Source organism: Thermococcus pacificus, from assembly GCF_002214485.1.
In the GTDB taxonomy this organism is placed as follows: Archaea; Methanobacteriota_B; Thermococci; order Thermococcales; family Thermococcaceae; genus Thermococcus; species Thermococcus pacificus.
Window position 1 is genome coordinate 1,651,826 of sequence record NZ_CP015102.1, and the last position, 22,239, is coordinate 1,674,064.

Below are 22,239 nucleotides of genomic sequence, written 5' to 3' on the forward strand. Positions count from 1 at the left end.
CCTTCCTGAACTCGAGGGCCGCTATGCCAGCGAGGCCACACGGGGCTTTGTGGGTTCCTCCTCAGTCAATGGTGGCTTTTTCAAACTCCAGCGCAGCGAGGGCCGAGAAGGCGAGCGCCAGGAGCGCCAGCACGCCCCACTCGACCACGGGCGAGAACTTCGCTATGGCATCGCCCACGAGGTAGCGTCTCGCCCCGTCAACGGCGTAGGTGAGGGGATTAACGTAGGCGATTGCCTTCATCCAGCCGGGCATAGCTTCTATGGGGTATATTGCGCCGCTGAGGAAGGTCATGGGCATCGTTATCATCGCTACCACCATCTGGAAGCCTTCCATGCTGGTCATTTTGAGTGCTATAGCTACTCCCATGCCCGCTATAGCAATTCCAACGAGGAAGCCGAGCCCCAGGGCGGGAAGCACGCCCCTCAATTTGAGGTCGGCGAGCGCGAAGCTCAGGGCAAGCAGGATTGTCCCCTGTATCAGGGCCATTAGAGAACCCCCTGTTATCCTGCCTAGTATCGCCTCCGCCCTGCTGGCCGGGGCCACGAGTATCTCCTTGAGGAAGTCGAACTGCTTGTCCAATATGAGCGTTACGCCCTGCATGAAGCTCATGTTGAAGACGGTCATTGCGAAGACACCGGGGACGAGGTAGGTCAGGTAATCAACGCCGCCGAAGACACTCTTCGCCATTGGGTTGTTGAACACCCCGCTCCAGCCCATTCCGAAGAATATGAGCCAGATGAGCGGGTTTATCAGGCTCCCGACCACCCTTGCGCGGGAACGGGAAAAACGCTTCAGCTCGCGGTATATCATCGTGGTGAACGTCCTCATCTCCTTCACCTCCTCTTAAACGGCATAGGGAACTTCTGCTCTCCACCTTCGTCCCTTATCTCCCTGCCCGTCAGGTGCAGGAAGACGTCGTTAAGCGTGGGCCTGTGGTAGGTAACCTCGAGTATTTTCACTCCCCTCTCCTTCGCGAGCTCAAAGAGCCTCGGCAGTGCCTCGGCGGCGTTCTCAACCTCCAGCGCAACCCTTCCATCGGGGAGGAGCTTGCACCCCCTTATGAAGTCCGCCTTAAGGCACCTGATCTCTTCAGGACCTTCGAGTTTGAGGTAAACAACGTCGTTGCCGATCAGTTTCTTGAGCTCCTCAGCGGTTCCCTCCGCTATTATTTTCCCGTGGTCCATTATCGCTATCCTGTCCGCCAGCATCTCGGCCTCGTCCATGTAGTGCGTTGTCAGGAAGATGGTCATGTTGTGCTCCTCCTTCATGACCCTTATGTAGTCCCATATGTGGGCCCTCGTCTGCGGGTCGAGGCCTACGGTCGGCTCGTCGAGGAACAGAACTTCTGGCTCGTGGAGAAGGGAGCGCGCTAGCTCAAGCCTCCTCCTCATGCCTCCGCTGAAGGTCTTGACTTGTCTGTCCCTGAAGTCCCAGAGTTCAACGAACTTCAGGAGCTTCTCAATCTTCTCCCTCAGCTCATTCCCGCCCAGGCCGTATATCCTGCCGTGGAGGTACATGTTCTCGTAGGCCGTCAGCTCCCTGTCGAGGCTCGGGTCCTGGAAGACTATCCCTATCTTCCTCCTCACCTCGTTGGGTTCTGCCACAACATCGTGACCGGCAACAAACACTTTCCCAGAGGTCGGCTTTAGGAGCGTGGTGAGCACGTGCACCGTTGTGGTTTTTCCAGCCCCGTTCGGCCCGAGAAAAGCGAATATCTCTCCCCTCCTAACTTTGAAAGAGATGCCCTTAACGGCCTCGAAATCGCCGTATTTCTTCACGAGGTTCTCCACCTCTATGGCGTATTCACTCACTTCCCTCACCCCTCTCAATCTCGCCGAGGAGGATCAGTCTCACCCTCTTGGTGAACTCCCCAAACTCCCTCGCGAGGGCTTTCTTCTGCGCCTCCGTCAGGTCGTCAATAGAGTTGAAGGCTTCCTTCATCACCTCTGCCAGCTCCCTGCCGCCAAGCCTCGCGAACTCCCTGAACCTATAGGCGAGCTCCTCACCTTCCCTGAGCTCCACCTCATGCTCCCTCAGGTACTCCTTCCCCTTCTCCGTGGCCCTGTAAAGCCTCTTGTCCCTCTTGCCCTCTCCGACCGTCTCAATGAGCCCGGCCTTCCTTAGAGAGGTCAGTATAGGGTAAACTGTCCCCGGACTGGGGTGCGGAATACCGTAGGTCCTCTCAAGCTCGGCCATTATGCCGTAGCCGTGCATGGGCCTCTCCGCCAGTATCTTGAGTATGAACAGTTTGAGGTGCCCCTTGAAGTGCGGACGTTCCATAGTATCACCGATATGTCGTTCGATATGTTGGTTTATAAAGGTTTCGAAAGGTCCTACAGTGATTACAGAAACTCCTCGAAAAGTAGATCCTCCTTCTTTCCGCCCGCCTTTATGAACGCCCTCTCACTCCAGCCCACGTTTCCCACGCTCCGGGGAGTGTGGGCGTCGCTCGCGAAAGTGAGCTTTATCCCACGTCGTACGCACTCCCTGATGAACTCGACGTCCGGGACTTTGTAGCGGGAGCTTATCTCGAAGGCCTTTCCGTTCGCCTCGGCAAGTTCGAGGATTTCCTCAAGCTCTTCCGCCCTGGGAAAGCCTATGTACGGAAAGTTGGCCCCGAAGTGGCCGATGACGTCAACGTCCTCGTCCATCAGAGCGATTTTGACGAGCTCCAGATACTGCTCGGGCGTTTCAAGCCACTCGTGGACGCTCGCTATCACGAAGTCGAGCTTCTCGGCCATGAAAGCCGGAACGTCGACGCCGTTCCCGGTTATGTTGCCCTCTATTCCGACCAGAACCATGACCTCCGAATCTTCCGCCCAGCGCCTCACCTCGCGGACGTAGCGGTTTACGGTCTTCGGCCCGAGGTAGCGGCTGTGGTCGGTTATTGCAAGAACCTTCAGCCCCCTCTCCTCGGCGGCGGCTATGTTGTCCGCTATGGCGCCAGTGCCGTCGGAGTAGACCGTGTGCGTGTGCGTGTCGTGCGGGAACATCATGGTGGGGAATAGGGTTCCCGAATTAAAAAGGCTTCTGGACAAAATATCCAACGTAAAGCCGACCCTTGAACTTTGACAAAGATTTAAATATCTTCATCTCCAAAAGAGGGCGGTGGTGAAGATGGTCGAGCGCTCCAAGGTTAGGGTTCTCGTTGCAAAGCCGGGACTTGATGGTCACGACAGAGGCGCTAAGGTCGTTGCCAGGGCCCTGCGCGACGCCGGTTTTGAGGTCATCTACACCGGCATAAGGCAGACCCCGGAGCAGATAGTTGAGAGCGTGATTCAGGAGGACGTCGACGTCCTTGGAATAAGCATCCTCTCCGGCGCTCACATGGTTCTCATACCGAAGATACTCAAGCTCCTCGAGGAGAAGGGCCTCAAGGTCGGTGAGGACGTCCTCGTCATAGCCGGTGGAATAATCCCGCCCGACGACGCCGAGCAGCTTGAAAAGATGGGCGTCGCCAAGGTCTTCGGCCCGGGAAGCCCGATTGAGGCAATAATACGCTTCATAGATGAGAACGTGCCAAAGCTCAAGAAGTTCCGGGGGAGCTGAGCAACCTTTATAATTTCTTTCTGGATAATTTGTCCGAGTGGTGACGATGATAGACGACCTCATAGAGCGCATGCTCCGCGGCGACAAGCGCGCCGCAGCCAGGCTCATAACCCTCGTCGAGAACGACGAGGAGAAGGCCAGAGAGATAATCTCAAAGGTCTACCCCCACACCGGCAACGCATACATCGTTGGAATAACCGGGCCGCCAGGGGCAGGAAAATCGACGCTTCTCGACAAGCTCATCAAAGTGGTCCGCGAGGAAGGGAAGGTCGTTGGGGTCATAGCCATCGACCCAACCTCGCCATTCACGGGCGGAGCGCTGCTCGGCGATAGGATAAGGATGCAGAGGCACTCAACTGACCCCGGCGTTTTCATAAGGAGCATGGCCACCCGCGGCTCACTCGGTGGACTGGCGAAAGCCACCAACGACGCCATCAAAGTTCTCGACGCCTATGGTTGCGACGTGATCTTCGTTGAGACAGTAGGAGTCGGCCAGATAGAGATAGACATCGTGAAGACGGCCGACACTGTTGTCCTCGTCACCGTCCCCGGCCTGGGCGATGACATACAGGCGATCAAGGCCGGCCTCATGGAGATAGCGGACGTATTCGTGATCAACAAAGCCGACAAGGAAGGGGCCGATGCCACCTACTTCGAGCTCAACCTCATGCTCGACCTCGAAAAGGAGCGCTGGGAAAAGAGGGGCTGGAGGCCGCCGATAATTGAGACCGTTGCGACGACGATGAGGGGCATACGCGACCTCTGGAAGGCGATAAACGACCACAGGAAGTCCCTCGAGGAGAGCGGCAGGCTGGCCGAGAAGAGGAAGTTCCGCGCCGAGGAGGAGGTCAAGACCATCGTCTCTGGAAGGATAGCGAGGGCCGTTGAGGAGAGGCTCGACGATGAGGAGGTTTCGTCTTTGATTGAGCGGGTCGTTAAGCGCGAAATCGACCCGTACTCTGCCGCTGATACAGTTCTTGAAAAAGCCCTGGGGGTGAAGATATGATAAAGAAGATAGACCACGTTGGTATCGCCGTCAAGAACCTCGACGAGGCAATAAAGGTCTGGGAGGGCCTCGGCCTCAGGGTCGAGGAGATAGAAGAGGTTCCGGACCAGAAAGTTAGAACCGCGATAATCCACGTCGGGGAGAGCAGGATAGAGCTCCTTGAGCCAACGGCGGAAGACTCGCCGATCGCCAAGTTCATAGCCAAGCGCGGTGAGGGCATACACCACATAGCCCTCGGTGTTGATGACATAGAGAAGCACCTTGAAGAACTCAAGGAGAAGGGCTACAGGCTCATCGACGAGAAGCCGCGCATCGGTGCCGGCGGTGCGAAGATAGCCTTCGTCCACCCCAAGGCCGTAACCGGTGTCCTTCTCGAACTCTGCCAGAGGGAGTGATTATCTGCTCTCCTTTACTCCCCAATGTTTATTTCTGTTAAATTTAAATATCTAAATGTGTTCTTTAACCAGTCAAAGGGGAAAATCTTATAAATTTTTGTTACCACTTCACTCCGGTTAAATCATGTGATTAAATCGAACCCTCCGCCGGCGAGGCGTGTGGCACTGTGGTTCGGCAGGAAGTCATCTGTGTTCTGGAGTTCAGGACTCATCAATGACGAGGAGCTATGGAGGGTGCTCCGCTCAAACCCATCGAGGCAGAAGATAGTTATAACCCGAAAGAACAACCTCAACGACTTAAGAAACACCAGGACCATCTATCTCTCCAAGGTGTCCCGTCCCGGATACTTTGACCCCTCAAAGCTCTACGTCCTGGAGCAGAACCTGTGGAGACACCTCCAAAACTCCCCATCGGATGTGATTCTCGACGCCTTTGAGTACCTTGCCATCGAGAACGGCCTTGAAACAGCGCTCAAATTCACGGGCAAGCTGCGCGACATGGCAGTTCTAACAGGTTCGCGCTTCTACGTCACTGTTAGCGACGCCCTTGAAGAGAGGACGATCCACCTGCTCCGCAGAATACTCGACTGAGTCGGATAAAGTTATATAACCTTCCGCACCATTCTCGTGTTAGGTGTGAGCTATGCCTTACATTGAGAAGATTGAAATGAAGGGCTTCAAATCCTACGGTAATCGAAAGGTCGTCGTTCCGCTTTCTAAGGGGTTTACAGCGATCGTAGGTGCCAACGGTTCTGGAAAGAGCAACATAGGTGACGCCGTTCTCTTCGTTCTCGGCGGTCTGTCCGCCAAAGCGATGCGTGCGACGAGGATAAGCGACCTCATCTTCGCGGGCACCAAGACCGAGCCTCCGGCGAAGTATGCCGAGGTTGCGATGTACTTCAACAACGAGGACAGAGGCTTTCCGGTTGACGAGGACGAGGTCGTGATAAAGCGCCGCGTTTATCCCGACGGGAGGAGCACCTACTGGCTCAACGGCAAAAGGACGAGCAGGAGCGACATACTGGACGTCCTCAGTGCGGCAATGATATCGCCTGAGGGCTACAACCTCGTTCTGCAGGGTGACATCACCAAGTTCATCAAGATGAGCCCCACCGAGAGGAGGCTCCTCATCGACGAGATTTCGGGCATAGCAGAGTACGACGCCAAGAAGGAGAAAGCCCTTCAAGAGCTCAAGCAGGCGGAAGAGAATCTGGCGCGCGTCGATCTGCTCATACGCGAGGTTAAGGCCCAGCTCGACAAGCTCGAAAAGGAGCGCAACGATGCGCTTCGCTACCTCGATCTAAAAGACAGGGTCGAGAAGGCCAAGGTCACGCTCCTTCTGGGAGAGATAAGGAAGCTCCAGAGCCTCATAGAGGAGAGCAACCTCCGGGACAAGGAGATCGAGGCCGAGATAGCGGCTATGGAAGCTCGCCTGAAGGACATCGCCAGGGAGATAGTCGCCAAGGAGAAGGAGCTGAACGCGGTAGAGAAGGAGCTTGAGGAGAAGAGCGAAGACGGAATCCTCGAGGTCACGAGGAAGATAAGCGAGGTTCAGTCGAAGATCGAGATGGCCAGGAAGAACATCGAGCTCGCCCACAAGGAGATAGAGGACAGCCAGAGGAGGCTCGCCAAGGCGAAGGAGGAGCTCAAGAAGGTCTCTGAGGAGATAGAGAAGAGCAAGAGCGCCATAAACCGCTGGAGCAAGAGGCGCGAGAAGCTCAAGGCGGAGATAAAGGAGAAAGAGGTCGTCAAGAACGAGCTTGTCATCAAGCTCGGTGAGATAGACAGGGACTTCGCGGTTGCCAAAGAGGAGTTTGACAAGGTCGTGGACGAGCTGGAGGAGGCCAAGAAGGAGCTCTACATGAAGGAGAGCGACATTAAGAAGTTCGAGGAAGAGATAGAGCGAGCAAAGGCCAAGATCGCCCAGAACAACGCGAAGAAGGTCGCCCTCAAGTCCAAGATAGGTGAGGCGAGGAAGTCCCTGGAGTCGAAGCGCTCCGAGCTGGGTGATATCGACGGCAAGATATCAAAGGCCGAAGCGAGACTCAGGAAAGCCGAGAAGGAGCTTGAGGAGAAGACAAAGGCCCTCAGGAAGACAGAGAGCGAACTGGCCAAGGCCAAGGAGGAGCTCATAAAGGCGGAGGCCCAACGCGAGGTTCGCGGAAACCGCGCCGTTGATTTCCTGAAGGGACAGAACATTCCCGGCCTCTACGGCACACTCGGCGAGCTGATAACCGTGGCGGACGAGAAGTACGCATTAGCCGTGGAGGTGGCCCTCGGCGGCAACTACGACAACGTTGTCGTTGAGGACGACAGAGTTGCCGAGAAGGCCATAAAACTCCTTAAGGAGAAGAAGCTCGGGAGGCTCACCTTCCTTCCGCTCAACAAGATAAAGCCCCGCTCGATGCGTGAAAAACCTCCCCTTGGAGTCCCAGCTATAGACGTCGTCCACTACGATCCGCGCTTTAAGAACGCGGTTGCCTACGCGCTCGGAGATACGCTTATAGTTGAGGACATGGACGAGGCGAGAACCGTCGGGATAGGGAAGGTCCGCATGGTGACCCTCGGCGGTGAGCTGCTCGAGAGGAGCGGTGCCATAACCGGCGGCCACTACCGCCCAAGGGGCAAGCTCGGAGTCAACGTCGACGAGATAAGGAAGCGCGTCGAAAAGCTGGAGCGCGAGAAGGAAGCCCTTGAATCGGCCGTCAACGCCCTCAAGCTGGAGGTCAGGGGGCTGGAGAACGAGCTCTTCAACCTGCGTATGAAGAAGAGCGAGCTGAGCAAGGACCTCCAGGTGGTCCAAAACGAGATGGACAGGCTTCTGGCCGAGGACAAAGCCCTAGCCGAGGAGATAGAGGAGAACGAGAGGCTCATCGAGGCTCTAGAGAAGAAGATACACGATACTAAGGGCGAGATGGCCAAGCTCAGGGGAAGAATAGAGCGCCTTGAGAAGAAGCGCGAGAAGCTCAAGAGGGCCCTCGAGAACCCGGAGGCGAGGGAGCTCAACCAGAAGATACGCGAGGTGGAGGCGGAGATAAGCAAGCTCCGCGAGGAGCTCGGAAAGGTCGAGAGCAAGCTCGAAGGGCTCGAGGTCAGGATAAACGAGGAGCTGCTCCCGAGGAAGGCCGATCTCGAGGAGGAGATAGAGGGCCTCGTCAACAGGATAAACGCCCTCAGGGCGAACATCGGGGAGAACGAGAAGGCCATAAAGGACTTCGAGGCCGAGCTCGAGGAGCTCAGGAAGGCCGAGGAGAACGTCAAGGACGAACTCAAGGGGCTCCGCGAGAGGCGCGAGAGGCTCAAGAACGAGATAATTGACCTGAGAAGCGAGAAGGACGAGCTTTCTTCAAAACTCCAGGAGCTCCGCATAGAGGCCAACACGCTAAAGATAAAGCTCGCCCAGTACGAGGCTACGCTGAAGGAGAAGCAGGACGAGCTGAAGCACTTTGATCCAAAGCTCATCAAGAGCATCAAGGAGATACCGCTCGAACTTGAGGCCCTCCGCGAGCAGATAGAGAAGATGGAGGAGGAGATACGCTCCCTCGAGCCGGTCAACATGAAGGCCATAGAGGACTTCGAGGTAGTTGAGCGCCGCTACCTTGAGCTCAAGAGCAAGCGCGAGCAGGTTGTCGCCGAGAAGGAGAGCATAGAGGAGTTCATCGAGGAGATAGAGGGCCAGAAGAGGAACGTCTTCATGCAGACCCTCAACGAGATAGCCAAGAACTTCTCGGAACTCTTCGCCAAGCTCTCGCCGGGAGGAAGCGCCAGGCTCATCCTCGAGAACCCTGAGGATCCGTTCGCGGGCGGCCTTGAGATAGAGGCAAAGCCCGCTGGAAAGGACGTCAAGAGGATCGAGGCGATGAGTGGTGGTGAGAAGGCTTTAACTGCCCTCGCCTTCGTCTTCGCGATACAGCGCTACAAGCCCGCCCCCTTCTACCTCTTCGACGAGATCGATGCACACCTCGACGATGCCAACGTCAAGCGCGTTGCCGACCTCATAAAGGAGGCCTCGCAGAACAGTCAGTTCATCGTGATAACCCTGAGGGACGTCATGATGGCCAACGCGGACAAGATAATCGGTGTCAGCATGAGGAAGGGCGTCAGCAGGGTCGTCGCCCTAAGCCTTGAGAAGGCCATGAAGATCCTCGAAGAGGCGAGGAAGAAGAGCGAGGCGGAACACGCCGAGATGTTCGGGCACCTGAGCGGGTGAGGAAGATGGAATCGCGCCGTGAAGAGGAGATAACCCCCGTTGACATCCTCCTTCAGCTCGTCACGATGGGCAAGGTAGACCCCTGGAACATAGACATAGTCGATCTGACCGAGAAGTACATAGAGAGACTGAGGGAGATGAAGGAGCTCGACCTCAGGGTCTCGGCGAGGGCTATCCTGGCAGCCTCAATCCTTGTCAGGATGAAGAGTGAAGCTTTGCTCCACGCAGATGACGAGGAAGAGGAAGAGAGTCCTGAGGAGAGCTTCCACGTTGATGTTGAGCCGCTGGCGCCGCCGCTCAGAAGGGTGGAGCGCTACTACACCTTCGACGATCTGCTTGATGCCCTCATGGACGCCCTGGAGGAGGCAGAGAAGAGAAAACCGAGGAAGAAAAAGAAGGTCGAGATAGAAGAGGAGGTCTTCGTCGTAGATGACTTCAGGGTGGACATCGAGAAGCACGTCTACAGGCTGCACGAGATTGTTGTGGAGATGTACAGGGAGAGCAGGGAGCCGATAAGGTTCTGGGACCTCATCTTCGACCCCAGCCCAAAGATAGTGGCAAGGACTTTCCTCTACCTCCTTTTCCTGTCCAACATGGGAAAGGTCGACCTCATCCAGGAGGAGCCCTTTGGGGAGATACTCGTCGTTCCGGTCGAGGAGAACGCCTAACCCTCCCTCTCGTTTTTCTTCGCGGGCCTAATCGTGACGACGAGGAGCGGCGGCTCGCTCCCAATGTAGATGCTCCTCTTCTCACGGTTGATGTAGAAGCAGTAAACACCGTCCGGAACCAGCTCGAGGAACTTCCTCGGAACTGTCTCCCTCACAAGTCTTTCATCGAAGAAGACACACTTGTAGGGATTCTCAATCCCACCGAGGGCCTCCTCAATCTCTTCCCTGGAGAGCCTCTCGCAGTCTAGCCTGGCACAGACGAGGCTCTTCCTGCTGTCCGTGAAGATCACGACCTTCTCATTGACGTCGATTCTTCTGGAACGGTCGAGAAAGTCCCACAGCTCGGCGTAGATGCGTTCGAGCTTCCGCTTCTTCGCCAGCCTTTTGATGAGCCTCTCCCAGGCGTGCCTTGTCAGGAGCATAAAAACCCCTCAGCCCAACCGGCTAAATTCCTTTCGCCTATGGCCCATTGGGAACCTTTTTATTCTCCCCGCTATAATTTTCCTATATGCCGTATCTCCGCAGGGATATAATAGAGCCACGCGTTTACCAGGAGGTCATCTACGCCCGGTGCAAAGAGACGAACTGCTTAGTCGTTCTCCCAACTGGCCTCGGAAAGACGCTCATAGCGATGCTCATAGCTGATTACAGGCTTTCCACCTACGGCGGTAAAGTCCTCATGCTCGCCCCGACGAAGCCCCTGGCAGTCCAACATGCGGAGAGCTTCAAGCGGCTCTTCAACCTCTCCCCGGAGCAGATAAACGTCCTTACCGGTGAGCTCCCCCCAAACAAACGGCAGGAGATATGGGAGAAGAGCACAATCATAACCGCCACCCCCCAGACGGTCGAGAACGACGTGATAACCGGGAAGATATCCCTCGAGGACGTTGTCCTGTTAGTGATAGACGAGGCCCACAGGGCCGTTGGCGGCTACTCCTACGTCTTCATCGCGAAGGAGTACCTGAAGACCGCCAGGCACCCTCTCGTTCTCGGTCTGACGGCTTCACCGGGAAGCGACGAGGAGAAGATCCGCGAGATAGTGGAGAACCTTGGGATAGAGCACATCGAGGTTAGAACTGAGAGCTCGCCGGATGTTAAGCCCTACGTCCAGAGGATAGCCTTCGAATGGGTTAAAGTAGAACTACCGGAGATCTACAAGGAAGTTCGCTCTCTCCTGAGGGAGATGCTGAAGGAGAGCCTTAAGCCCCTGGCCCAGTTCAAGCTCGTCTCAACTTACTCACCGGACATACCGAAGAGGGAAGTCCTCCAGGCGGGCTCCAGGATAAACAGGGAGGTGGCGCAGGGCAACTACGAGCTTGGAAGGCTGAGGGTGTATCAGGCGAAGGCAGTGAAGCTCCAGCACGCCATTGAGCTCCTTGAGACCCAGGGGCTGACGGCTTTGAGGGCCTACCTGAAGAAGCTCCGTGAGGATAAACGGACGAAATCGAGCAGGCAGCTCATGGAAGACCCCCGTATGAGGAAGGTTATATACCTCCTCGTCCAGGCGAAGGAGCTGGGGATAGACCACCCGAAGATGGAGAGGCTCCTGGAGCTCGTGGGGAAGCAGCTGGGGCGGAAGCCCGATTCCAAGATAATAGTCTTCACGAACTACCGCGACACGGGGAAGAAGATAGTGGAGGAGCTTACGAAGAGGGGGATTTCCTCCGAGCGCTTCATCGGCCAGGCCAGTAGGGGCGAGGATAAGGGTATGAGCCAGAAGAAGCAGAAGGAAACGCTGGAGCGCTTCTCAAGGGCCGAATTCAACGTTCTGGTGGCTACAAGCGTTGGTGAGGAAGGCCTCGACGTGCCGGAGGTCGACCTCGTGGTCTTCTACGAGCCTGTGCCTTCCGCCATAAGGAGCATCCAGAGGCGTGGCAGAACGGGCAGGCACAGGCCTGGGAGGGTCGTCATCCTGATGGCGAAGGGAACCAGGGACGAGGCTTACTACTGGAGCTCAAAGCGGAAGGAGAAGGGGATGTTCGACGCGATAAAGAGGATAGCGAGGGAGCTTGAGAGGGAGAAACCGAAGCGGGCTGAAATAAGGGAGAAAGTCCCGGAGCGTGCCGAGATGAGTAGGGGAAAGGTCACTTCCCTGGATGCATTCCTGAAGCCCAAGAAGAGCGAGGAAAAGAAGTCGGAGAAAGTTGAGGAAGACTCCAAGGCGGAAAAGGTCGAAGAACCCAAAAAGATGGAAAAGGACTCCGTGGAGGATCTTCCAATAAAGCCAATCTTCGTCAGGAAACCGAAGGGAATAGTCGTTTACGTCGACAACCGCGAGCTGAGGAGCGGCGTCCCGAAGCACCTGAAGGAGCTCGGTGCCGATGTTGAGGTGAGGACGCTGGACGTGGCCGACTACGTTGTCAGCGAGGACGTTGGCATAGAGCGCAAGAGCGCCAACGACTTCATACAGTCCATAATAGACGGCCGCCTCTTTGACCAGGTGGAGCGCTTAAAGCGGGCCTACGAGAAGCCGGTCATAATCATCGAGGGCGAGCTCTACGGCATAAGGAACGTCCACCCCAACGCCATCCGCGGCGCTATAACCGCGGTGACCCTTGACTGGGGCGTGCCGATACTCTTCTCCTCTGGAGTCAAGGAGACCGCCCAGTTTATCTACTTGATGGCGAAGCGCGAGCAGGAGGAAAGGAAGAAGGAAGTAAGGCTGAGGAGCGAGAAGAAGGCCCTAACGCTAGCCGAGAGGCAGCGTTTGATAGTTGAGGGCCTGCCCAACGTCTCGGCGACCCTGGCGAAGAGACTTTTGAAGCACTTTGGCAACGTGGAGCGCGTTTTCACTGCGACTGAGGAGGAGCTGAAAGAGGTCGAGGGGATAGGCCCCAAGAAGGCGAGGGAGATAAGGAGGGTCATAACGGCACCCTATGTTGAGGAGGAATGAACTAGCCGATAGGTGTCCCCGTTCACGGTGACCTCTAGATCCAAAGGATCCAGCACACCGCCGGTGCTGAAGGCTAGAACCACGTAGTTGTTCCTTTTCGTACTAGAGAACCTCACGCGGAGCACGGTTCCGGGCAGAAGGTCTCCCGTTCCTCCGTAGTACTCGAGCTTCCATCCCTCCGGCACGGTGAGGTAAAGCTCCTCAACCTCATTCATCCCCCCGAAGTCATAGAGGCTCACAAAGATAACCGCCCACCGGGAGGCTATTATTCCGGCCCCGTCTACCCTCTGACTCATGCCCGGAGCGGGGCTCGCGAACTCAAACCTAGGGGGCGTTTCGTTGGTGAGTGTGAATTTGCCGTAGGAGAGAGTGTCATTTGAGAAAATGTATGATAGCCCAAGGAATTCCTTCCTCCCTGGAACGTCACGGTACATCTCCCTGAACAGCTCAAGGGGATAGTTGGGGCTACGTTGCTCAAGGTATGCACTTTCAACTGCCTTAGCCGTCGCCTCTCCGCCGGCCGTCGGGCTGGCCCTCACCAGATACTCCATCAATACCTCATGATTGACTATAGGACATGTACGAACCTCGGGGGAGGGGCCGGAATCATGGATGAAGGCGTAAGAGGTAAGGATTCCGAGGATCATCCCTGCCAGAAACACAACCACCAGACCTTTTGAGGTTCTTTCCATCTTGACCACCGAGGAGTTTTACGAATTGAAAAATTAAATAGGTTTTGCCTGCTCAAACTTTGAAACGCCACATTTCAAGAATCCTCCACCGCCCGCCAATTCCTTGAAGGTGGCAAAGACCACGAGAGCTCAAAGTATGAGCCAACACCCCCTGAAAATTTTGGAGTTTCGGAGTTGGAGCTCTCCTCCGCGTCGCGAATGTGAGCAAGCTTTGGAAAAAGCTTGACTAAAAGTTTGTAGCTCCTCTTTGAGAAGGCGTGCTGTAGGTTTTATCCTCTCACAGTTCACTCCCAAAATGAGGGAACATTCAAGTGAGCCATTGGCGGGGGTTTGCTCTTCCTTTGACGCCCTGCGGGCGTCGATTTTAGAGTTGACCCTTTTTACAAGGAGCTCTTGAGAGTGTTCTCACTCAAAACAATTGATTTCAAGTAGAAAACCTTCACGAGCGGCACTTCAAGAAGGAGCTACAAACTTTGATGAAACTTTTGCCTGGCAGGCAAACTTTGCTCTGCAAAGTTTGATCAAAGAGTACCCTTCTCATCAAAAGAGCAAAAATCAGTGTGCACTACTCAAGTGCAATGTTAAATGTGGGTTTAATCCACCAGATTAGCTCTTCAGACAGTTTCAACTTTAATCAGCGCCCGAAGGGCGCCTTTAGAGAGCGAAACACTCGTCAAAGGAGCAAGCGAGTTAAAAAACCCCTTTCAGAATTCAAACATTACAGAAAAGGCACTTGTTTTCCGCCAGCGCTTGCTTTGCAAGGGCTGATATGGTGCCGGGGCGGGGCTTTGAACCCCGGACCTCTCGGTTTCTCAGGCTCCCCCGAAGGGGAGCAGCCCTATGAGCCGAGCGCTCTGACCAGGCTAAGCTACCCCGGCACAACCCGAGCGCTCGACCTATACCTCCAGAGGGGCATTTTTAAATCTTTCGGCGCCCCTCAGTAGTAGCCGTATCCGTAGGCGAGGACCATACGTCTCCGGATCTTCTTGCCATAGTAATAGCCGATGACCATACCAACGAGCAAGCCGCCGAGGTGGGCGTATGGGTTGACCCCCGGCAGGATGCTGTTTATCAGGAAGAGCACGAAGGCGTTCACCAGGGCCCCCTGCATGTTGCCGCCGATGACACCCATCATGACTATCAGAGTTCCCGCTATTCCGAAGAGCGCTCCGCTCGCACCGGCGCTGACGGTGTTCGGCGGCAGCAGGACGAGCGTCAATAGGTTTCCCATGAGGCCCGAGACGATGTAGACCATCACCAGCCTCTTCGGCCCCAATATGTGCTCCAGCTGTCTGCCCATCATGAGGAGGAAGTACATGTTGAAGCCTATGTGGAGTATCCCGACGTGGACGAACATGGCTGTGAAGAGCTGCCACCATGCTCCGTTGAGCACTGCGTAGTTCCACTGGCCGAGCAAGAGCAGGACGTTTGAGCCTATACTTATTGGATTGCCGCTCAGAACGGCCTCCACCACGTAGACCGCGGCGTTTATCAGGAAGAGGCTGAAGGTCGCCTTTCCATAGCGGTAGAAATAGCGCTCAAGGCCCATTTTCCAGCTCCTCCAGGATGATTTTCAGAAGGTATTCGTCGTTAACCGCTATCACGTTGGTCTGCTCTGTGGCGCTCAGGTGGACCTCAAGCTCCTTTCCCCGCTCGTCCGTCACAATGGCCCCGGCTTCCCTCGCTATGAGAACGCCAGCCGCTATATCCGTCGGCCTCACGTAGTTCCTTATGTCTAAGACTCCGTCCAAAGCCCCCTTCGCGAGGTAGGTGAGCTCCACCGCTATAGCTCCAAGAACGCGAACGCGCTTGACCCTCTTTATAAGCCCGGTGCACCTTCCGCGCGTGTAGAAGCTGAGGGCTTCCTTTCCACGCTCCGGCTTCCTCACGTAAATCCTCTCCCCGTCCATGAAGGCACCTTCGCCCGGAACCGCCTCGTAGAAGTGCCTCGGCACGAACTCGTGTATCGAGCCGTAGACCGGCTTCTTTCCCTTGAAGACGGCGAAGCTGAAGGCGAAGATGGGAATCCCCGCGGCGAAGTTGTAGGAGCCGTCTATCGGGTCGACGACGACGGTGTAGTCGCTCCCGTTGTCTATGAAGCCTATCTCCTCGCTGACTATGTTGACCCCGAGGGGTTTGAGCCTCTCGATGACAAGGTCTTCAGCCACCTTGTCGACGTACTTGGTGACGTCGCCGCTCACGTTCATCCCCACTGTCTCTCCAGCCCGGGACGTTCCGAAGAGCGGCATAACGACCTTCTCAACGTCCAAAGCCAAGCTCCTCGCTATTTCGTTCCACGCTATCTCCATATCAACCACCACCCATGAGCATTATCAGCAGGTTCCTCGTCCCCGGTCCAAAGCCGAGGATGAACACGGTAAGCTTCACGAAGTTGATTAAATCGGGGTCTTCATCCTTCATTTCCCTATCGAGTATCCAGACCACCGGCAGGAGGATGAAGAACTTCTCAAGGTACATCACCGCGGGAGTTCCCAGCGTATCCATCAGCCATCTCGCAAGAACGTGCTGCTCCCAGAAGCCGAAGAACTGGATTCCGACGAAGGTCGTCGTCGCGTCGTAGAAATGTGTGTAGAAGAGTGTCTTGTTGTCCGCGATGAGCGGGGCCTTCTTCGCAATGAGCCAGATGAACGCTTCCGCTATGATGAGGAAAGGAACGAAGTACCCCAGAGCCTTCCAGTTGAAGCTTACCCTGTCAAGGTTTATCACCAGCACGAAGAGCAGACCACCAACGAGAATCCATCCAAAGTCCCTGTAGAGGGGATAGAGCTTCTCGCCCGGCCCGATGTGCTTCCACACGACGTAGAGGGACGCTATCGCGAAGGCCGCTATGACGAAGTAGCCACCGGGGCTGACCGTTAAGTATGTCCTCGGCAGGATTCCAACGTCAGTCATGCCCCTCATAAGCGGGCCGAGGATTATGTAGGGGATTAATGCCTTGAAGAAGCGGTCGTCGACCCTGATGCCCATGCGCTTGAGCATCTTGTAGAGCAGTATGACTGCTATGCCCAGAATTATCGCGTAGGTTACCGTGTTCACTGGGTTGTAACCCTGGTTCTCCTTGATTGGGAGCACGAAGTACTTGTAAAAGAACTCGTAGAGCCCCATTTGACCACCGTAGGGAGTCCATCCGATAGCCTTAAAGCTTTTCCCACCTTAATGTCAAGGGTGGTGAGAGAAGTGCACCTGATGCAGCTCCCGCGAGAAGTGCTTCTGGGCGAGAACCTGGTCGGGGAGGTCGTCAACGTTGCGAATAGACTTGGACTTGGAAGGAAAGCTCTCGTGCTCTACGGCCCGAGGACGAAGAAGATAGCTGGGAAAGATGTTGAGGACGTCCTCCGGGAGGAGTATGAAGTTGAGGGCGTGACCGTTAAGGGCGCGACGATGGAAGAGGTGGAGAGGGTCCTTTCGATAATCGGTGACCACGGCTCTGACTGGCTCATCGCCGTTGGCGGAGGGAGCATAATCGACGTGGCGAAGTTGGCTTCCTTCAAAGCGGGGGTTCCCTTCATCAGCTTCCCAACAACGGCTTCCCATGACGGCATAGCGAGTGCCAACGCCTCAATAAAGGACCTGGGCTCGAAGACCTCCGTTAAGGCAGTCCCTCCCATAGCGGTCATAGCGGACGTGAAGGTGATAAAGACCGCCCCCTACCGCTATTTGGCGGCGGGAGTCGGTGACATGATAAGCAACCTGACGGCAGTAAGGGACTGGCAGCTGGCCCACAGGATAAAGGGTGAGTACTACAGTGAGTATGCTGCTTCGCTGAGCTTGATGAGCGCCAAGATGGTGATAAAGAACGCCGACATCATAAGGCTCGGCAATGAGGAGAGCGTTAGAAAGGTCGTCAAGGGCCTGATCTCCTGCGGCGTCGCCATGAGCATAGCGGGTTCCTCAAGACCTGCCAGCGGTGCGGAGCACCTCTTCAGCCACGCTCTCGACATGATAGCCCCGAAACCAGCGCTGCACGGCGAGCAGGTCGGCGTCGGGACGATAATAATGGCCTACCTCCACGGCCTCAAGTGGGAGCGCGTTAGGGAAACCTTAAAGAGGGTTGGTGCGCCAACTAACGCATACGAGTTGGGAATCGAGCCCGAGCTTGTAATCGAGGCCCTTACCATAGCCCACACCATACGGCCCGAGCGCTATACAATCCTCGGGAAGGACGGTTTGACGAGAGAAGCAGCCGAAAAGGCCGCTAAAATCACAGGGGTCATCTGACTGTCATCACTCATGACGGAGGTGTTTGGAATGGCAATAATCACGTTAGTTGGGGAAAAGCTGGCAAGGCCTGGGGTTGAGTTCATATTCTACGGCCCTGCTGAGCCGTGCAAGACGTGCAAGCTTGCTGGAGTCTGCGTTGGAAACCTCGAGCCCGGACGGAGGTATAAAATCCTCCGCGTAAGGAGCATGCCCTCCCACTCATGCCCCCTCCACGAGGGCAAGGTGAGGGTCGTCGAGGTAGTGGAGCCGAGCATCGAGGTGGCAATAGAGCCGAGGCTCGCTATAGCGGGCTCGGTGATAAAGCTCCAGTTCGCGGACTGCAGCGATAAGGAGAAGGCAGACCTCTTCCGGCCCGAGGGCCTCCTTGAGGGCGACCAGGTGAAGATAATCGAGGTAACCGGGGAAGTAGAGTGCGACGGGAAGACCTACAAGGTCGCCAAGGTCATGCGCAAGAAGGATTAACCTCCTTTTTCCACTTTTGTGAAGGCTATTTTCTCTTCCCCAAAGGTTCTGATCCTGTAGGATTTCATTTTTCCCGCAAGGAACTCTTCTATTGCCCTCAGTGTTTTCTCGCACCTTCTCAGGATTTCCTGGGCCTCTTCAACGTTTACTGCTTTAAAGCGCACCCTTGTTCCTGGCCTGCTCTGAGCCAAGAGGTGCAAATCGGCGCTTATCACCGTCGCTATCTTCGCGTAGCCGCCGGTTGTCTGAGCGTCACGCATCATCACTATCGGCTTTCCGTTCGCGGGAACCTGAACGGCCCCGGGCACAAGCGGCTCGGTTACGATATCGGCTCCAAGGGAGGAGTGCCCTATTGCCGGCCCGTCAAACCTGTAGCCCATCCTGTCAGATTCAGGAGTTACGGTGTAGGTCTCGCTTATGAACGTCCCGACGCCTTCCTCGGTAAAGTGCTCCAGGTTCGGCCCGAGGAGGACCCTTATTTCTCTCTCGTTGCCTGAGTAGTCGGGCCTGAGGTCTCTATGCAGAGAGCGCCCTTCCTTACCGGCCAGGATGGCGTAGCCCAGGGTGAGTCTATCCCCAGCCTTTAGCGGCCTTCCAAGGTTCGCCCTTGAGTATGTTGAACAGCTTCCAAGTAATTTTTCACACTTTATTCCACCCGCGAAGGCGATGTAGCCGTAGAGCCCGCTCCTAAGAGTCCCCACTTCAAGAACGTCGCCCCTCTTCGCCCAGTGGCTCTCCCAGGGTTCAATGGGAAGGCCGTTAAGTTTCAAATCAACGTCCCCTGCAACGGCAAAGACTGCTGAAGCGTTGAATCTCAGCGTCGGCCCAGCGAGGAGGAACTCCAGGAGAGGTGCATCACCGGGGTTTCCGACGAGGTAGTTGGCTATCCTCGCTGAGTAATCGTCCATGTAACCAGAGACGGGGACGCCGAGTTTTCTGTAGCCTTTCCTGCCAGAATCCTGCACCGTCAGAAGGGAGGGAACTTTAAGAAGCTCAATCAACGCCTTCACCCCATTCCTTCTCGTACAGCTCCCTGAACTCCTCCTCATCTATCGGCACGAACTTCACCCTATCACCGGGCTGGAGAAGGGTTGGCGGTTCTTTTGCAGGGTTGAACAGCCTCAAAGGTGTCCTCCCTATTAGCCGCCAGCCGCCGGGGCTTTCGAGGGGGTAAATTCCAGTTTGCTTTCCCGCTATGCCAACCGAACCGGCCGGAACTTTCAGGCGAGGCTTTTCCAGGCGGGGCGTTGCTATGCGCTCATCCATTCCGCCGAGGTAAGCAAAGCCGGGAAGGAAGCCGAGGAAGTAGACGCGGTAAACAGGCCTGGAGTGAATCTCGATAACGTCATCAACGGTGAGGCCGTTGTGCTCCGCCACGAACTCGATGTCCGGCCCGTATTTACCGCCGTAAACCACAGGTATTTTAACGAGCCTGCCCTCAACGGTACACCCCTCGGCATTCAGCAGGGGCTTTATTGAAGCTTCGACTTCGGTGTAGGTGACTTTAAGGGGGTCGTAAATCACCAAGAGCGAGGAGTAAGCCGGAACCGTCTCGACCAGCCACTCAAAGCCCGCCTTTTCTATTGCCCTCGCTATTGCGTGAACTCTCTCGTTTATCCCCTCGTCTATGGTCTCACCAAAGGAGATCAGAAGAGTGGAGTCCCCGGCAGGATTTATTACAGGTTGCATGGGGCTCACCGAACGATTTCTTTCATCGGCACTATCTTAACGCCTTCCCTTTCAAGGACATCTCTGATGTACTTTGCAATCTCCACAGCCTTCGGGTTGTCCCCGTGGACGCAGATGGTGTCGGCTTTAAGTTCCACCCACTCGCCGTTTATGGCTCTAACCCCGCCGTCCTTGACCATCGAAACCACGCGCTCCGCTATCTCGTCCTTATCGTGTATCACGGCACCGGGTTTCGAGCGGGGGACGAGCGTACCATCCGGGTTGTAGGCCCTATCGGCGAAGACCTCGTGGGCAACCTTAACGCCCATCTCCTCCGCTATTTCAGCAGGCCTTGAGCCTGAGAGGGTCACGAAGATTAGCTTTCTGTCAAAATCCGCTATTCCCTCGATGACGGCCCTCGCAAGCTCTTCCTCCTTCACGAGGGCGTTGTAGAGGGCACCGTGAGGCTTAACGTGCTGTAGCTCAAGGCCTTCTGCTCTGGCAAAGGCGTAAAGTGCACCCACCTGATAAAGGATGTAGTTTCTCGCTTCCTCTGGAGAAAGCTTCATGTATCTCCTTCCAAATCCGAGCAGGTCTGGGTAGCCCGGATGCGCGCCAACGGCTACGCTGTTCTCTTTCGCGAGCCTCACCGTCTTTCTCATGACGATTGGATCGCCGGCGTGCCAGCCGGTCGCGATGTTGGCCGAGCTTATATACTTCATAACCTCCTCATCGAGGCCGAGCTTGTACCTTCCAAAGCTCTCGCCAAGGTCGGAGTTTAGGTCAACCTTCATATTCCCACCACTTCCCTTTCGACGGAAATCTAAAAAAGTGTTTCTCCGAGTTAAGGCCATGAGGGAAGACGGAAAAGTCCGGGTAATCGATGCGGCGATATTCATCCAGGGCGTTGACGTAGAAGGCGTAACCACTCCCAAGGTCGTCGAAGAGGTAAAGGATCCTGAATCGAGGCTTTTCTTGGAGAGCCTGATAAGCGCGGGCAAGGTCAGGGTTCTGGTTCCCTCGAAGGAGAGCATCGAGGCCGTTAAAGACGCCGCGAGGAGGACGGGCGAGCTGAATGAGCTGAGCGAGGCCGATTTGGAAATCCTCGCGTTGGCCTACGAGCTTAACGGTGTTCTCTTCACCGACGACTACAACCTCCAGAACATAGCCAGAACTCTCGGCACAGAGTTCAAAACGCTAAAGCGCGGTATAAAGCGCGTCATCCGCTGGAACTACGTCTGCATCGGTTGCGGGAGAAAATTTGAGGAGATGCCCCCGGATGGAGTCTGCCCCGACTGCGGAAGTCCCGTGAGGCTGATCCCGAGGAAAAAGAGGCGTCAAAGGCGTAGGTAGGGGACAACCTCATCGTAAACTCCGCTCCAGTCAACGACGCCGACCCTTCTCTTAACTCCTTTCTCAAGGAGACCCAGTATCTCCTCAACAACTTCCTCCGGCGTCTTTCCGGTCGTGTCAACCTCGATTACGTTCTCGTTTTCTTCGAGGGCCTCCACAAGGATAACATCGACCAGCTCCGCCTCAACGTTTTCCCCAACTTTCTCCTTCGAATAGCCTCTCGCTTTCAGTCTTTCCCCTACAAGCCTCGGATGGGCCCTCAGGACGACCACGATATCGGCGGGCATGTAGTGGGCGAGGTGGCTGTCAACGACAACGTCCTTACCGCTGAAGTCCCTGGCGAAGTTCTCGGCCAGCTCATCAACGTCCAGCTCCAGCTCGTCCCCTTTCATCTCTCCAAGACCCTTCTCAAGGGCGTAGTCCCTGAGGTTCACATAGCCATATTTCAACCTCTCCGCGAGGAGCTTCGAAACCGTGGTTTTTCCCACTCCTGGAGTCCCGGTTACCGCTATGATCACGTTTATCACCCCTTTCTTTACGTCCCGGACGGGCTCGGCGCTCATAGGGTACGTCATCGCCTTTGCTCAGCCCGTCTTGGAATCGTCACGGCCCGTCCGGGACGGCGTCAGAGTGTGCTTCTCTTCACCGATCCGCGCAATTCGCTCTCATCATCCGCGTGGGCTATTTCATATAATAGGATATAAGCTTTCTCAGCTCGGGGTTCCCCTTCAGGGGGAGCCTTAAGAAGCGCCTCAGCTGGTTGTTTTCCGCTATCAGGCCAGAAAGCTCGATGGCGAGGATTTTGTTATCTTCGCTGATGCCGTAGGCCTTGAAGCGGAGCGGTGCATACTCTCTCTCAAGCTCCCAGGTCCTCTCCTCGAGCTCTTTGACCTTATTCTCAAGCTCTTCAATCTCCCCCGCGGATTCTCTAAACTCGCCGGTGAGGGCTATCTCAATTACCCTCTCGGCCGGGACGCCGTACCTCTCGCTTAGCCGGTTTATCTCTCCAGTGAGTTCATCATCGAGCTCGACCTCGATCTTCCCCAAGCCCTTCTCTGGCCTGATGATGAGCTTCATTTCGTTCACGCTCCATGAACGAC

General features: G+C 55.7%; 24 protein-coding genes and 1 tRNA gene. 10 read left to right on the forward strand and 15 right to left on the reverse strand.

Features of this window, described 5'->3' with window-relative positions:
* Positions 1 to 61 precede the first annotated feature (61 nt).
* The 4 genes from A3L08_RS09030 to A3L08_RS09045 form a co-directional block, all read right to left on the reverse strand.
* Positions 62 to 829 carry an ABC transporter permease gene (locus A3L08_RS09030; RefSeq protein WP_088854693.1) on the reverse strand — a complete coding sequence of 256 codons (768 nt, stop codon included), beginning with the start codon at positions 827 to 829 and terminating at the stop codon, positions 62 to 64.
* A 5-nt stretch (positions 830 to 834) separates the two neighbouring features.
* On the reverse strand, positions 835 to 1,812 hold the full coding sequence (locus A3L08_RS09035) for an ATP-binding cassette domain-containing protein (protein WP_088854694.1): 978 nt from the start codon (positions 1,810 to 1,812) through the stop codon (positions 835 to 837).
* Positions 1,805 to 2,281, reverse strand: a complete 477-nt coding sequence (locus tag A3L08_RS09040) for a PadR family transcriptional regulator (RefSeq protein WP_088854695.1) — start codon at positions 2,279 to 2,281, stop codon at positions 1,805 to 1,807. Before A3L08_RS09040 ends, A3L08_RS09035 begins: the two co-directional genes overlap by 8 nt.
* Before the next feature lie 62 nt (positions 2,282 to 2,343).
* Positions 2,344 to 2,997 carry a PHP domain-containing protein gene (locus A3L08_RS09045; RefSeq protein WP_088854939.1) on the reverse strand — a complete coding sequence of 218 codons (654 nt, stop codon included), beginning with the start codon at positions 2,995 to 2,997 and terminating at the stop codon, positions 2,344 to 2,346.
* A gap of 121 nt (positions 2,998 to 3,118) precedes the next feature.
* Here A3L08_RS09045 and A3L08_RS09050 point away from each other — a divergent pair, with 121 nt between their 5' ends.
* From A3L08_RS09050 to A3L08_RS09075, 6 genes are all read left to right on the forward strand, one after another.
* Complete coding sequence (locus A3L08_RS09050) at positions 3,119 to 3,550, forward strand: cobalamin B12-binding domain-containing protein (RefSeq protein WP_088854696.1); 432 nt, start codon at positions 3,119 to 3,121, stop codon at positions 3,548 to 3,550.
* Between the two features lie 46 nt (positions 3,551 to 3,596).
* Positions 3,597 to 4,556, forward strand: a complete 960-nt coding sequence (meaB, locus tag A3L08_RS09055) for a methylmalonyl Co-A mutase-associated GTPase MeaB (RefSeq protein ID WP_088854697.1) — start codon at positions 3,597 to 3,599, stop codon at positions 4,554 to 4,556.
* Entirely contained in the window at positions 4,553 to 4,951 is a 399-nt protein-coding gene (gene mce / locus A3L08_RS09060; RefSeq protein WP_088854698.1) for a methylmalonyl-CoA epimerase, read from the forward strand. Before meaB ends, mce begins: the two co-directional genes overlap by 4 nt.
* Before the next feature lie 126 nt (positions 4,952 to 5,077).
* Entirely contained in the window at positions 5,078 to 5,542 is a 465-nt protein-coding gene (locus A3L08_RS09065; protein WP_157721616.1) for a DUF835 domain-containing protein, read from the forward strand.
* 52 nt (positions 5,543 to 5,594) lie between these two features.
* Complete coding sequence (gene smc / locus A3L08_RS09070) at positions 5,595 to 9,161, forward strand: chromosome segregation protein SMC (RefSeq protein WP_088854700.1); 3,567 nt, start codon at positions 5,595 to 5,597, stop codon at positions 9,159 to 9,161.
* Between the two features lie 5 nt (positions 9,162 to 9,166).
* The gene (locus A3L08_RS09075; RefSeq protein ID WP_088854701.1) at positions 9,167 to 9,829 is read left to right on the forward strand and encodes a segregation and condensation protein A; all 663 of its coding nucleotides are present in this window, start codon (positions 9,167 to 9,169) and stop codon (positions 9,827 to 9,829) included.
* Here the strand turns inward: A3L08_RS09075 and A3L08_RS09080 are convergent.
* Complete coding sequence (locus A3L08_RS09080; RefSeq protein WP_088854702.1) at positions 9,826 to 10,251, reverse strand: hypothetical protein; 426 nt, start codon at positions 10,249 to 10,251, stop codon at positions 9,826 to 9,828. The two genes, A3L08_RS09075 and A3L08_RS09080, sit on opposite strands and share 4 nt — an antisense overlap.
* 86 nt (positions 10,252 to 10,337) lie before the next feature.
* On the opposite strand from A3L08_RS09080, the gene A3L08_RS09085 reads away from it, so the two are divergent.
* Complete coding sequence (locus A3L08_RS09085) at positions 10,338 to 12,722, forward strand: DEAD/DEAH box helicase (protein ID WP_088854703.1); 2,385 nt, start codon at positions 10,338 to 10,340, stop codon at positions 12,720 to 12,722.
* On the opposite strand, the gene A3L08_RS09090 is transcribed toward A3L08_RS09085, so the two are convergent.
* From A3L08_RS09090 to A3L08_RS09110, 5 genes are all read right to left on the reverse strand, one after another.
* Positions 12,704 to 13,414, reverse strand: a complete 711-nt coding sequence (locus A3L08_RS09090) for a hypothetical protein (protein WP_088854704.1) — start codon at positions 13,412 to 13,414, stop codon at positions 12,704 to 12,706. The two genes, A3L08_RS09085 and A3L08_RS09090, sit on opposite strands and share 19 nt — an antisense overlap.
* 770 nt (positions 13,415 to 14,184) lie before the next feature.
* A tRNA-Met gene (locus tag A3L08_RS09095) sits at positions 14,185 to 14,292 on the reverse strand.
* A 59-nt stretch (positions 14,293 to 14,351) separates the two neighbouring features.
* A complete protein-coding gene (locus A3L08_RS09100) occupies positions 14,352 to 14,963 on the reverse strand; it encodes a rhomboid family intramembrane serine protease (RefSeq protein ID WP_088854705.1) in 612 nt (203 codons plus the stop codon).
* Entirely contained in the window at positions 14,953 to 15,723 is a 771-nt protein-coding gene (locus tag A3L08_RS09105; RefSeq protein WP_088854706.1) for a bifunctional fructose-bisphosphatase/inositol-phosphate phosphatase, read from the reverse strand. Before A3L08_RS09105 ends, A3L08_RS09100 begins: the two co-directional genes overlap by 11 nt.
* 1 nt (position 15,724) lies before the next feature.
* The gene (locus A3L08_RS09110; RefSeq protein ID WP_088854707.1) at positions 15,725 to 16,540 is read right to left on the reverse strand and encodes a DUF63 family protein; all 816 of its coding nucleotides are present in this window, start codon (positions 16,538 to 16,540) and stop codon (positions 15,725 to 15,727) included.
* A 72-nt stretch (positions 16,541 to 16,612) separates the two neighbouring features.
* Between A3L08_RS09110 and A3L08_RS09115 the strand changes: the two genes are divergently transcribed.
* Entirely contained in the window at positions 16,613 to 17,653 is a 1,041-nt protein-coding gene (locus A3L08_RS09115; protein WP_088854708.1) for an NAD(P)-dependent glycerol-1-phosphate dehydrogenase, read from the forward strand.
* A gap of 30 nt (positions 17,654 to 17,683) precedes the next feature.
* Positions 17,684 to 18,118: a UPF0179 family protein gene (locus A3L08_RS09120; protein WP_088854709.1), complete on the forward strand. Its 435-nt coding sequence runs from the start codon at positions 17,684 to 17,686 to the stop codon at positions 18,116 to 18,118.
* Here the strand turns inward: A3L08_RS09120 and A3L08_RS09125 are convergent.
* From A3L08_RS09125 to A3L08_RS09135, 3 genes are read right to left on the reverse strand one after another with little or no spacing between them, the layout of a single operon-like run.
* The gene (locus tag A3L08_RS09125; protein WP_088854710.1) at positions 18,115 to 19,119 is read right to left on the reverse strand and encodes a 5-oxoprolinase subunit C family protein; all 1,005 of its coding nucleotides are present in this window, start codon (positions 19,117 to 19,119) and stop codon (positions 18,115 to 18,117) included. The two genes, A3L08_RS09120 and A3L08_RS09125, sit on opposite strands and share 4 nt — an antisense overlap.
* The gene (gene pxpB / locus A3L08_RS09130; RefSeq protein WP_088854711.1) at positions 19,112 to 19,807 is read right to left on the reverse strand and encodes a 5-oxoprolinase subunit PxpB; all 696 of its coding nucleotides are present in this window, start codon (positions 19,805 to 19,807) and stop codon (positions 19,112 to 19,114) included. Before pxpB ends, A3L08_RS09125 begins: the two co-directional genes overlap by 8 nt.
* A 5-nt stretch (positions 19,808 to 19,812) precedes the next feature.
* Positions 19,813 to 20,580: a LamB/YcsF family protein gene (locus A3L08_RS09135; protein WP_088854712.1), complete on the reverse strand. Its 768-nt coding sequence runs from the start codon at positions 20,578 to 20,580 to the stop codon at positions 19,813 to 19,815.
* 58 nt (positions 20,581 to 20,638) lie between these two features.
* On the opposite strand from A3L08_RS09135, the gene A3L08_RS09140 reads away from it, so the two are divergent.
* Entirely contained in the window at positions 20,639 to 21,139 is a 501-nt protein-coding gene (locus A3L08_RS09140; protein ID WP_088854713.1) for a type II toxin-antitoxin system VapC family toxin, read from the forward strand.
* Here the strand turns inward: A3L08_RS09140 and A3L08_RS09145 are convergent.
* A complete protein-coding gene (locus A3L08_RS09145; protein WP_088854940.1) occupies positions 21,124 to 21,657 on the reverse strand; it encodes an adenylate kinase family protein in 534 nt (177 codons plus the stop codon). The genes A3L08_RS09140 and A3L08_RS09145 overlap by 16 nt on opposite strands.
* A 163-nt stretch (positions 21,658 to 21,820) precedes the next feature.
* Complete coding sequence (locus A3L08_RS09150) at positions 21,821 to 22,216, reverse strand: hypothetical protein (protein WP_088854714.1); 396 nt, start codon at positions 22,214 to 22,216, stop codon at positions 21,821 to 21,823.
* Between the last annotated feature and the right edge of the window lie 23 nt (positions 22,217 to 22,239).